Source organism: Enterococcus pingfangensis (genome assembly GCF_005405205.1).
Lineage (GTDB): Bacteria > Bacillota > Bacilli > Lactobacillales > Enterococcaceae > Enterococcus_A > Enterococcus_A pingfangensis.
This window is the reverse complement of the sequence record NZ_BJDP01000012.1, coordinates 43,198-55,239: the sequence shown is the minus strand read 5'-3', so window position 1 is coordinate 55,239 and position 12,042 is coordinate 43,198. Positions and strand designations below refer to the sequence as shown.

Below are 12,042 nucleotides of genomic sequence, written 5' to 3'. Positions count from 1 at the left end.
CATTCCTTTCAAAAATAGTGTCTAGTCAAATAGCAGTATAGCAGAAAAATTGTCTACTTTATTAGCATACATCCAAATCAATGAAGAAACGTATTTGATGCTTCATATTAATCGTGTAACAGAAAGAGTGGGGAATAAAAAATGAGTTATGAAAAACTAAATAAACGGTTGATCGAATTAGTCGGTGGTAAAGAAAACATTAAAGCGGTTGCTCATTGTGTGACTCGTTTACGTTTAACTTTAAAAGACCGAAGTTTAGCCCAGACAGAAGAAATTAAAAATCTGGATGGTGTAATCGATGTGGTCTCTAATGAAGTTGCCTATCAAATTATCATCGGAACACATGTTACAGATGTATACAATGAATTTATGGCATTGCTTGGATTAAAACCAGACGGTGAAGAGATTGATAGACCAAAAGTAAGAGGTATTAAAGGAATTGCTTCATCAATTTTAGTAATGATTTCTGAAACGATGTCTTCGATTATTGAAGTATTGTTAGCCGCCGGGATGATTGCCGGAATTATGGCAATTATTTCCTTAACAGGTTTGATTTCTAAGGATAGCTCGACTTATATGATTTTTGATACATTGCGCGGGGGGGTCTTTCACTTCTTGCCAGTTTTTATTGCAGCTTCTGCAGCTAAAAGACTAAAGTTAAATGAATATGTCGCAATGGCATTGGCAGTTGCATTGCTTTCTACCAGTATTGACGGTGTGAAAGGATTAGAATTATTTGGCTATAATTTACCAACGATTGGTTATGCTAACACGTTTATTCCAATCTTATTAGGTGTTTGGTTCTTAAATATTGTAACTAAATACCTAAAGAAAATTATTCCAAATGGGTTGCAATACTTCTTAGTACCAGCATTGTCTCTTGTATTGACATTTCCAGTAATTCTAGTGTTCTTTGGTCCTATTGGAACCCTAATTGGTAATGGCATAAGTGCGTTCTTTGATTTATTGATGAATACGATTGGTAACTGGATTGTCGTGACGTTGTATGCAGCTTTCCAACCATTTTTGATCGTCTTAGGAGCAGCAAACTTTACCTATCCAATTGTATTGAACTTTCTTGGGACATTAGGTTATGATCCAATCATTAATCATGCAGCGACAATTTCTGATATTGCAGTTTGTGGTGCAATGTTTGGCTACTTTTTGCGTGCAAAAAAAGGACAACAACGTCAAATGTTTGGTACGGTCAGTTTCAGTGCCTTGATGGGAATCACTGAGCCAGCTGTTTTTGGGGTTTTTGTTAAATATCGTCGTCCATTTTTAGCTGTTATTATCGGCGGCGGCCTTGGTGGACTAATCGCAGGTCTAGCCGGTGTTAAAACAATGGGATTCGTTTGGGGACTGGCTGCACTACCAACTTATCTGGCAGGTGGAACAAGTAATTTTATTTGGATGTTAATCAGTGTTGTCGTTGGTTTTGTGGGAGCAACAGTTGTTGCCTATGGTATAGGCATTCCAGCTACGGAGTCTGAAGATGAACTGGAGGAGAAAGAACTAATTGAAGCTTTAGAAAATAATCAAGGTTTGAAACAAGTCTGTATTGGAAAGTTAGCTGAAGGTACAATAATTCCGTTAAGTGAAGTTAGTGATAAAGCTTTTGCGTCAGGAGCCTTAGGAAAAGGTGTTGGAATCTTGCCAACTCAAGCAGAAGAAACTGTTATTTCCCCAGTTGAAGGAACAGTCACAGTTGCTTTTCCAACCAAGCACGCATACGGTATCAGAACCAAAAATGGCGTGGAATTATTGATTCATATTGGTGTTGATACAGTAAATTTAGAAGGAAAATATTTTGAAGGTTTCGTGGAGCAAGGACAAGAAGTTAAAAGAGGTGATTTGTTGGCTAAATATCAAGCCGATAAAGTCGAGGAAGCCGGCTTTGATCCAGTGATTATCGTTGTCGTAACAAACTCAAATGATTATCTAGATGTAATCACAACGAATAATAATCAAGAGAATGAATTATTGACAGTGATTCTGTAAAAAAGGAGAAGCAAATGACATTTACGAAAGATTTTTTCTGGGGCGGTAGCATCGCTGCCCATCAATGTGAAGGGGCTTGGCAAGATGGCGGGAAAGGCCCAGCTATTATGGACTTTGTCACAAAAGGTTCAAACAAAGAACCACGGACAATTACTAATAGGATTGATTCAAAACTAGATTATCCCTCACATTTGGGAATTGATTTCTATCATCATTATCAAGAGGATATTCAGCTGTTTAAGGAAATGGGATTTAATGCATTACGTATCTCGATTGACTGGTCACGGATTTTTCCTAAAGGTGATGAACTAGAGCCGAATCAGGACGGACTCAATTTCTATGAAGATGTAATCAATGAATTATTAGCAAATGGTATTGAGCCGATTATCACACTATATCATTTTGAGCTACCAATTCATTTGGTTCATGAATATGGTTCGTGGAAAAATCGACAAGTAATTGATTTTTACCTACATTACTGTGAAACAGTGATGCAGGCTTATGATGGGAAAGTTAAGTACTGGGTGACATTTAATGAAATGAATCATCTTGATCCACAATCCAAACAATCAGATATTTTTACGTATTTGATCGCAGGATTGAAGTACAGTGAGATGGAGAATCCAGTAGAAGACTTGGCGCGGATTGGCTACAATATGACACTAGCTGGAGTCAAGGCTGTTCGTTTAGGACATGAGATTAATTCTGAAAATAAAATAGGTTGTGTCTTTGGCTTAAATCCGATTTATTCTTACGATTGTCAGCCAGATAATGTATTGAAAGGCTTTTTAGACAACGATCGAGATTATTATCAAGTAGATGCTATGTGTAATGGCAAATTTCCTAACTACAAGATGAAACAATATCAATCGTTGGATGTTAAGTTGAGAAATCAGCCGAGTGATGTGGAAGATTTTTCTAAAGGATCAATTGATTTTATTGGATTAAATTATTATATGTCTAGTATTTCAGAACCAAATATTCCAGTAAAAGGTGAATCATCCCTGTTTGGTGGACTTCAAAACCCATATTTAGAACAATCAAAATGGGGCTGGGGGATTGATCCTACAGGTATCCGCTATGTAATGAATTACTTGTACCGGAAATACGAGTTACCGATTATTATTACTGAAAATGGTTTAGGTGCTACCGATAAAATTGAAAATGGGAAGGTGCATGATGATTATCGGATAAATTATTTACAAAAACACATCGAGGCAGTAAAACAAGCAGTGGAGGAAGATTATGTTGAATGTTTCGGTTACTTAACTTGGGGACCAATTGACTTAGTCAGTGCAACTACTGGAGAAATGAGTAAACGTTACGGCTTCATTTATGTGGACTTAGATAATGAAGGCGAAGGGAGTTTACAACGGTTTAAAAAGGATTCTTTTGATTGGTATCAAAAGGTTATTAAAAGTAATGGAGAAAGTATTCAGGAATAGAAAAACAAAAAACCTTTCTTGTTTTTATACTTTTTCCTTATGCGAAAAATACAAAAGGTAAGATCATCTGTTCGTGTTTTTCTCGAACAGATGATTTTTTAGTCTTTTAAGATTTTTTTGAATAACAGGTACAAAATGCTCTATAAGATTATTCCTGAGACTAGAAAAATTTCTAATATTTTAAGTAAATCTTGTGTTGTATTGTTTGGGAACCAATTGCTAAATACAAGACATGGAAAGACCGTTACCAACATGATTAGAAAGTGGATAAGGGATTGTTTGACTAACGACCAAGTTTCTATATTATAAAGAACGGAAGTTGCAGAAACTATCGTAATGATTAATCCAGTAATAAACGTGGATCGCACTTGGAAACTATTGATTTGTTACAGCTGCATGATAGCTGAAATCCCAGTCATGAGAATAAACGAAATTCCTCCTCAGTCGCACGCCTAATAAATTTCTCCAATATCTCCAATCTCTTTTAAGTGTTAGAAGCTTGTTGATTAGGTAGCTGTTGGGCGGTTATAAATAGTATGATTCTAGTAGCTCGTTTGGAATTTGGATGCTAGTTCTGAATTTGTTTTTAATCTATCTATTTAGTACCAAATCATTTCTATTTTTCAAAATGATAAACTTTTTTTGATAGCCGAATAATAATTTCTAGAGATAGTTCATTTTTTATGGAAATCAGAGAGATGAATAGAATTCAATAATAAAAAATAGTCGCTATTTTTTACTTCAGTCTTCCGGCGGATGTTTTTTCTTTCATTTTTCTATAAACTTATTTTAGAGAGGAAGATCGGTATGAAAGTTTTGTTTGTATTTGAAGATCAGGAATATTCTAGTTTTTTTGTTTATGACTTGGCTGATGGGGTTAATGGGTTATTGCGGATCTCGCCAGAAATAAAGATCAAAAAACTACCATTGGGTGAACTTTATATGCAAGTGCCAATCGAAAAATTCTTAGTTTATTTTTCAGCGGCTTTTTCGCTTGAAGTAAAGAAATATTTAATTTTAAAAAAAGCAGATTTTTTACACGGAGTAAAAGAAGCGGGACTAGAAGACGACGGTAAAATGCCGGTGACGGTTTATAAAGATTTTCTTGCTGTAAAAACTGGGCAGTCCTTTGCAAAAGGGGAACAGCGCCTGACATTGGCTGAAATCGATGCGTATATCAGTTATCAAATTGATCCCGATGGTCGAATCGATGTATTTGAACGGCAAGAAGATATGATTCGGCTGATGAAACGCAAAACGGTTCGTCCGCGGTTATCTTCCATCACTAATAATTATGGAACAGTCAAAGAATATGCCGGCAGCAATCTTCAGCTAAAAGACATGTTAAAGCTGGGAACAGGTTATTTAGCTAAAGGCAATGCTCGGATGAGTAAGACAAATGTTCCGGAATTTGGAAGTTTTACAGTAAGTGGTGATTTTCCTTATCGATTAGGGAGCATCGACTGGAGAAAAAATGCGATAAAACTAAGATCTGAGTTGGTTCAATAAAAAGTTATTCACAGGATATGCTAAAAAAGGTTTTTTATTGCTCCGTTTAGCCGCTTACAAAAGAGAAAAAGCTTTTATATCAAACTTTAGCTGAGTTTCACAACTGAGAAACTTTTTGAAAAAGCGATTGTTAGGTACTTGACAATCACCGTGAGCATGCAATGATTGGGATCAAAAAAGACTATGCTAGACTAAAATGAAAGATTCGTTTCATTTTTTTCTTTAAATGTGTGCTGCGTGTATATAACATTAACTAAGATCATTTTGAGCTGAAAATAGTAATCTGGAGTAGGAGGAATACGGATGATTTGGACTTTGATAGTGGGTGCTGTGATTGGAGCAATCGGCGGCGGACTTTCCGGACGCGGCAAGCAGATGGGCTGTTTATTTAACATCATTGCTGGATTGGTTGGATCGTATGTCGGTCAAGCGATTTTTGGTCACTGGGGACCGCAATTAGCTGGGATGGCGTTAGTGCCGTCGATCTTAGGTGCTGTGATCGTGGTAGCGGTCGTCTCTTTATTCACTAGCCGACGATAAAAACTGATAACAGGAGCCAAGATTGCGGCTTCTGTTTTTTTATTTTAAGAACCTTTTTGTTTTTCTGGACTTGTTCGTTCTGCTTTTTAAAACTCTTTGTTATAATGGAAGATGGGTGATAAGAATGATAAAACGAATTGAGAAATTACGTGCATTGATGAAAAACGAAGTAATTGATGCGTACTTAGTCACAAGTCCGGCAAATCTTCGGTATTTGACGAATTTCACCGGTACAGCAGGTCTAGCGTTCATCACATTAGACAAAGCGTTCTTTATTACGGATTTTCGTTATACGGAGCAAGCAAATGAACAAGTTGAAGAAATGACGATCATTCAACAGCAAGGAGATATCGTCGGCGAGATCATTAAACTGGTAGAAAAAGAAGGTATCAGTGTTCTGGGGTTTGAAGATGCGTTGATGACGTATGCGGAATATTCTGTGTTTGAAGAAGTGATCGATGCAGAATTGGCTCCGGCCAGTGGTATGATCGAAAAATTACGTGAGCAAAAAGATACTGGGGAAATTGCGATTATTGAGAAAGCTTGTGCGATTGCTGATGAAGGGTTCGAATATATTTTGAAAATGATTCGTCCCGGAATGACTGAAATCGAAGTAGCTAATCAGCTTGATTTCTTTATGCGTTCACTGGGCGCAAGCGGCACTTCTTTTGATACGATTGTGGCTAGCGGCATACGATCTGCTTTGCCTCATGGTGTTGCCAGTGAGAAAATGATCCAACAAGGCGATATGATCACGCTTGATTTTGGTTGTGTCTACCAAGGCTATGTTTCAGACATTACAAGAACTTTTGCGATCGGTGATCCAGGCCAACAGCTAAAAGACATTTATCAAATCGTTTTGGCTGCACAACTAAAAGTCATTGAAACAGCACAAGCGGGAGTGACTGGCGCACAACTAGACGCAGTAGCCCGTGATTTTATTACTGAGGCGGGTTATGGCGAGGCCTTTGGACATTCAACGGGTCATGGTATCGGAATGGAGATTCACGAAGGACCGAACATCAGTCGTTCGAATAAGCATCCATTGAGTGCAGGAAATGTCATTACGGATGAACCGGGAATCTATTTAGCCGGACTTGGCGGTGTTCGGATCGAAGACGATTTAGTGATCTTAGCAGAAGGTAATCGGATCTTGACTAAAGCGCCAAAAGAGCTCATCCTTTTATAAAGATAATAGAGTAGTAGCGTAAGTAATCAAGAAATGATAAACTAGAAACAAATCTGCAAAGATGGGCAACATACGGGAAGGTATATAAGATTTTTTTGAATTTCTACATTAAAGAAATTCATATCTTAATAATCAACCGCCGTTTTTGATAGCACAGTCAGATAGTATAAGACATAAACATCAGACTTATTTTTTCTGATCGAGGAAATAAGGATATTTGGAGGAATAAGGGGAGAGTAAGATGGCAGACGAAAAAAATTTAGTTTTAGGCGAAAGCCCAGAACTTGGCGAGATTATCATTGCACCAGAAGTAATCGAAGTGATCATCGGAATTGCGGCTTCAAAAGTCGACGGTGTTTATGGGATGCGCGGATCTTTAGCTAGCAATGTGACAGAATTGCTTGGTAAAGCGGCTCATGGCAAAGGTGTCTATCTTAAAAATGATGAAGACGGCTTGAAAGTCGATATCTATTCTTATTTTGACTATGGCACTTCTGTACCAAAAGTGGCGATGGCTATGCAAGAACGTGTAAAACAACAAGTCTTGTTTATGACGGATGTCGAATTAAGTGAAGTAAACATTCACGTAGTCGGCGTTGTTGCGGAAAAATTAGAACAACCGTCCCTAGAAGAATTATTTAATGATGAAGAGGAAAATAATGAGTAAAGAACTATCACGTCATGAGATCCGGGAAAAAGCCTTACAGGCATTGTTTCCATTGGATTTTAATCAAGAATTAACTAAAAAAGATGCGATCAACCATGCGTTGAGCATTGACCAACAGGCATTTGTCAGTGAAGACGAAGAAGATTTCGTTCCGGGTTATCTGGATGAATTAGTCGGCGGAGTCGTAGCGCACCAAACAGAACTAGATGCGATCATCCAAAAACATTTGCGTTCTAACTGGTCGATTCAACGAATTGCAAAAATGGATTTGATTATCTTGCGAATCGGGATCTATGAGATGCTGTACAACACTCAAGTGCCCAATCGAGTGGTTCTGAATGAAGCAATCGAATTAGCCAAAACTTTCAGTGATGATCAGTCAAGAAAGTTTGTCAATGGAATCTTATCTAATGTAATGAAAGAAATCGATGAAGCTGGGGCAAATAGCTAATAAAGCTATTTACCCAGCTTCATTTAAACTATCTAGAGAAAAGAAGTGGGGAAGTAACATGGCGCAACTTATTGATGGTAAAAAATTAGCAGAGAAGCTTCAACAAGAAACGGCGAAACAAGTCGAAAATTTAGCAGCAAAAGATATCCACCCAGGCTTAGTCGTGTTACTAGTCGGAGAGAACCCCGCTAGTCAAATATATGTAAGGAATAAAGAACGTGCTGCAAAAAGAATTGGGATCCATTCTGACGTAAGACGGTATCCAGCGTCGATTACCGAAGCTGAGCTGATCAAAGAGATTGAATATTTCAATAAAGCCAACGAGTTCCACGGTATTTTAGTACAGCTGCCATTACCGGCGCATATCAATGAAGAAAAAGTGTTGCTTGCGATCAATCCGTTAAAGGATGTCGACGGGTTCCATCCGATGAACATGGGCCGATTATTTGCGGGGATGCCGCATACGATTCCTTGTACCCCTTATGGGATCATGAAAATGTTTGAAGAGTATGATATCCCACTAGCCGGCAAACAAGCAGTTGTGATTGGCCGAAGCAATATCGTCGGCAAACCGATGGCGATCTTGCTTTTAGAGGCGGATGCGACAGTGACATTGACTCATTCAAAAACAGAAGACTTAGCAAAAGTCGCTAGCAAGGCGGATATTTTAGTCGTAGCGATCGGCAGAGGACATTTTGTGACAAAAGAGTTCATCAAACCTGGAGCAGTTGTAATCGATGTTGGGATGAATCGGAATGAAGACGGCAAGTTGATCGGTGATGTGAAATTTGATGAAGTCGAACCGATTGCTGGCTATATCACACCAGTTCCTGGCGGCGTGGGTCCGATGACCATTACAATGTTGATGCAGCAAACAGTCGAGTGCTGCGAACGCCAAGTATTGGATCATAAATAGCAAAGAGGTGTTCAAATGGCACAAGAGTATTTGACTGTCAGTGCGTTAAATAAATATATTAAACGAAAGTTCGATGTAGACCCCTATTTAGAGCGGGTCTATTTGACCGGAGAAATCTCCAACTTTCGTATGCGGCCCAATAATCACCAATATTTTAGTTTGAAAGATGAACGCTCCAAAATCAATGCGATCATGTTCAAAGGTGCTTTCCAAAAACTGAAATTTACTCCTAAAGAAGGAATGAAAGTTTTAGTAGTAGGTCGAATCGCCTTGTATGAAGCCAGCGGGATGTATCAAATTTATATTGATCATATGGAACCTGACGGTGTGGGGGCGTTATACCAAGCGTTGGCGGAATTACGGGAGAAATTAGAAAAAGAAGGACTATTTTCACAACCGAAAAAACAATTGCCGCGCTATCCTAAACGAATCGCCGTGTTGACCAGTCCTAGCGGTGCGGTCATTCGCGACATCATCACGACAGTAAAGCGGCGCTATCCTATCACTCAGCTAGTTTTATTCCCAACGCTTGTCCAAGGCGAGAAAGCAGCGGCCAATATTGTTGAAAATATCAAAAGGGCCGAAATGCTGGACTTTGATACGATAATCATTGGACGAGGCGGCGGATCGATTGAAGATTTATGGCCTTTCAATGAAGAAATCGTCGCTCGTGCAATCGCTGCTTCGCCCATTCCGATTATCTCATCTGTCGGACATGAAACAGATACGACGATCGCGGACTTAGTTGCCGATGTACGGGCTGCGACACCGACAGCGGCGGCAGAATTAGCAGTACCAGTTTTATCGGAAGAAATTTTACGAATCAAAGAAAAACAAGCACGTTTAGAACAAGCCTTTCTGCATCAATTACAGCGGAAAAAAGAGCGCTTTGAGCGACTGCAGCAATCGTATATTTTTAGACAGCCGAATCGCTTATATGAAGCGCAAAGTGTCCAATTAGATCGCTTGACGCAACAATTGCAGCAAAATATGACTGTTTTAGTAAATCAACGAGAACGGGAATTAATGCAAGCTAACAATCGTTTAGTTCAAGCCAATCCCGTCAGTCGTGTAAAACAAGCACAACAACAAACAGACTATTTACATGAACGATTGCAAGAACAAATACAAGGTTATTTAGAAAATCAGCAGCGACGTCTGCAGCAAGCAATCACATCGCTTGATTTATTGAGTCCTTTAAAGACGATGGGACGCGGATTTTCTTATACGACTCAAAATGATCATGTGATCCGTTCGGTAAAAGATTTAGAAGAAGCAGAAATGACGGTTCATTTTGTGGATGGCTCCGTGAGAGCATCCGTTTTAGAAATCGAAAAAGGGGAAAAATAATGGAGAACACGACCTTTGAAGAATCAATCGCACAACTAGAAACGATCGTAACTCAGCTAGAACGCGGCGATGTGCCATTGGAAGAAGCGCTAGAAGCTTTTCAAAAAGGAATGGTTTTGAGCAAACAATGTCAAGATACATTGACTAAAGCAGAAAAAATGTTGACAAAAATGATGAGCGAAGATGAGGAAGTCCCTTTTACTGGTGAGGAGGAAGCCTAATGTTGCAGCAGCTTTCTGCTGAAGAGCTACCTAAAGTTGAAAAAGAGATCATTGATTTTATCACCAACTACACTACTCATGATGAGTTGAAAAAAAGTATGCTTTATTCAATTGAAGCAGGCGGCAAACGGGTCCGACCGCTGATCGTTTTGGCGACCGTTCGAGCATTTCAAAAAGAAAGCACACTGCCTGTTTATCAGACAGCTGGAGCACTTGAAATGATCCATACGTACTCGCTGATCCATGATGATCTGCCTGCGATGGATAATGATGATCTGCGTCGCGGTCAGCCAACGAATCATAAAGTATTTGGCGACGCACTGGCAATTCTAGCCGGCGATGGTCTTTTGACAGGTGCGTTTCAATTGATCAGTGAAACGACGCTGACTTCAACAGAAAATGTTTTGTTGATCCAACTACTGGCAAAAGCAGCAGGAATCGGTGGAATGGTAGCAGGACAAGCAGGAGATATGACTGCAGAAAAGCGGCATGTCTCGCTCGCGGAATTAAAGGCTATTCACCGCGGAAAAACAGGTGCGTTGCTGACCTATGCTTTTGTGGCAGGCGGTATTTTAGCCAATCAGACAGAGTACGTGTTAGAACGGCTTGAAAAACTTGGTGAACACATTGGCTTGGCTTTTCAAATTCGTGATGATTTATTAGATATTGTCGGGACTACTGAGGAATTGGGCAAACAAGTTGGCCAAGATGAAAAATCAGAGAAAAGTACGTATCCAGCATTATTAGGTTTAGAAGGTGCACGTCAAGCTCTGACGGATGAATTGAGCCAAGCTGAAATGATCATTCAACAACTAGAAGAGACCGCAGAATTCCAACCGCAGATCTTTACAGAATTATTAACACTTTTTGTCTTAGAAAAGTAGTCAACTCAAAGCAAGACTAAATCTATTTATGAAGTAGGGGACGAAATGAAAAAAGAACGTGTAGATGTATTAGCTTTTAATCAAGGTCTTTTTGAGACGAGAGAAAAAGCAAAACGCGGCGTGATGGCGGGACTAGTCTACGATCAGAAAAATGAACGGCTGGATAAACCAGGTGAAAAGATCCCGCTTGAAACGATGTTACAAGTCAAAGGCCAAAGCTTGGCGTATGTTTCCCGCGGCGGATTGAAATTAGAAAAAGCATTAAAGTTCTTTGATGTAGCGATTGATCAAAAGACGTTATTAGACATTGGATCTTCTACAGGCGGATTTACAGATGTTGCTTTACAAAATGGTGCGACATTAAGTTATGCGTTAGATGTCGGCTACAATCAGCTGGCTTGGAAATTACGGCAAGATGAACGCGTAGTTGTAATGGAGCGAACCAATTTCCGCTATTCTAAATTGGCCGACTTTGATCGCGGACAGCCAAATTTTGCTACGATCGATGTTTCATTTATTTCATTGCGATTGATTTTACCGCCATTGCATGACATTTTGACAGATGATGGGGATGTGATTGCCTTGATCAAGCCTCAATTTGAAGCCGGAAAAGAATTTGTCGGTAAAAAGGGAATCATCAAAGATCCTAAAATACATTTGATGGTCTTAGAAGATATTACCAGCTTTGCTATCGCTCATGGATTTGATGTGGAAGGATTGACTTTTTCTCCTATCACAGGCGGTGAAGGGAATATTGAATTTCTCGCGCATTTGAAAAAGGTACCGGAAACAGGTGTCATTAATCCAGCAATCAGTTTAGACGCCGTAGTATCAGAGGCGCATCAGCAACTAGATAAGTAATCGGGAGG

The 12,042-nt window shown here is 39.3% G+C and carries 13 protein-coding genes; 12 read left to right on the top strand and 1 reads right to left on the bottom strand.

What is annotated here, in order from left to right; genetic code table 11:
- The first annotated feature begins 141 nt into the window (after nucleotides 1-141).
- Nucleotides 142-2,001, top strand: coding sequence for a beta-glucoside-specific PTS transporter subunit IIABC (locus tag FFM63_RS08320; RefSeq protein WP_137609846.1), 1,860 nt, complete (start codon nucleotides 142-144; stop codon nucleotides 1,999-2,001).
- A 14-nt stretch (nucleotides 2,002-2,015) separates the two neighbouring features.
- Nucleotides 2,016-3,446: a family 1 glycosylhydrolase gene (locus tag FFM63_RS08315; protein WP_137609845.1), complete on the top strand. Its 1,431-nt coding sequence runs from the start codon at nucleotides 2,016-2,018 to the stop codon at nucleotides 3,444-3,446.
- Between the two features lie 140 nt (nucleotides 3,447-3,586).
- Here the strand turns inward: FFM63_RS08315 and FFM63_RS08310 are convergent, their stop codons facing one another.
- Nucleotides 3,587-3,814, bottom strand: coding sequence for a DUF3021 family protein (locus tag FFM63_RS08310; protein WP_246033333.1), 228 nt, complete (start codon nucleotides 3,812-3,814; stop codon nucleotides 3,587-3,589).
- A gap of 439 nt (nucleotides 3,815-4,253) precedes the next feature.
- On the opposite strand from FFM63_RS08310, the gene FFM63_RS08305 reads away from it, so the two are divergent.
- The 10 genes from FFM63_RS08305 to FFM63_RS08260 all read left to right on the top strand — a co-directional run bounded on the left by FFM63_RS08305 (nucleotide 4,254) and on the right by FFM63_RS08260 (nucleotide 12,034).
- On the top strand, nucleotides 4,254-4,955 hold the full coding sequence (locus FFM63_RS08305; protein WP_137609844.1) for an LCP family glycopolymer transferase: 702 nt from the start codon (nucleotides 4,254-4,256) through the stop codon (nucleotides 4,953-4,955).
- Nucleotides 4,956-5,258: 303 nt separating this feature from the next.
- Entirely contained in the window at nucleotides 5,259-5,495 is a 237-nt protein-coding gene (locus tag FFM63_RS08300) for a GlsB/YeaQ/YmgE family stress response membrane protein (RefSeq protein ID WP_137609843.1), read from the top strand.
- 124 nt (nucleotides 5,496-5,619) lie between these two features.
- Entirely contained in the window at nucleotides 5,620-6,684 is a 1,065-nt protein-coding gene (locus tag FFM63_RS08295; RefSeq protein ID WP_137609842.1) for a M24 family metallopeptidase, read from the top strand.
- 241 nt (nucleotides 6,685-6,925) lie between these two features.
- Nucleotides 6,926-7,351, top strand: a complete 426-nt coding sequence (locus FFM63_RS08290) for an Asp23/Gls24 family envelope stress response protein (protein WP_137609841.1) — start codon at nucleotides 6,926-6,928, stop codon at nucleotides 7,349-7,351.
- Entirely contained in the window at nucleotides 7,344-7,802 is a 459-nt protein-coding gene (nusB, locus tag FFM63_RS08285; RefSeq protein WP_137609840.1) for a transcription antitermination factor NusB, read from the top strand. The genes FFM63_RS08290 and nusB overlap by 8 nt, the downstream gene beginning before the upstream one ends.
- Nucleotides 7,803-7,860: 58 nt before the next feature.
- The gene (locus tag FFM63_RS08280; RefSeq protein ID WP_137609839.1) at nucleotides 7,861-8,718 is read left to right on the top strand and encodes a bifunctional methylenetetrahydrofolate dehydrogenase/methenyltetrahydrofolate cyclohydrolase; all 858 of its coding nucleotides are present in this window, start codon (nucleotides 7,861-7,863) and stop codon (nucleotides 8,716-8,718) included.
- A gap of 15 nt (nucleotides 8,719-8,733) precedes the next feature.
- Nucleotides 8,734-10,068: an exodeoxyribonuclease VII large subunit gene (gene xseA, locus FFM63_RS08275; protein WP_137609838.1), complete on the top strand. Its 1,335-nt coding sequence runs from the start codon at nucleotides 8,734-8,736 to the stop codon at nucleotides 10,066-10,068.
- The gene (locus tag FFM63_RS08270) at nucleotides 10,068-10,289 is read left to right on the top strand and encodes an exodeoxyribonuclease VII small subunit (RefSeq protein ID WP_137609837.1); all 222 of its coding nucleotides are present in this window, start codon (nucleotides 10,068-10,070) and stop codon (nucleotides 10,287-10,289) included. The genes xseA and FFM63_RS08270 overlap by 1 nt, the downstream gene beginning before the upstream one ends.
- Nucleotides 10,289-11,173: a polyprenyl synthetase family protein gene (locus FFM63_RS08265; RefSeq protein ID WP_137609836.1), complete on the top strand. Its 885-nt coding sequence runs from the start codon at nucleotides 10,289-10,291 to the stop codon at nucleotides 11,171-11,173. Before FFM63_RS08270 ends, FFM63_RS08265 begins: the two co-directional genes overlap by 1 nt.
- A gap of 45 nt (nucleotides 11,174-11,218) precedes the next feature.
- Nucleotides 11,219-12,034, top strand: a complete 816-nt coding sequence (locus FFM63_RS08260) for a TlyA family RNA methyltransferase (protein ID WP_137609835.1) — start codon at nucleotides 11,219-11,221, stop codon at nucleotides 12,032-12,034.
- The last annotated feature ends 8 nt before the right edge of the window (nucleotides 12,035-12,042 follow it).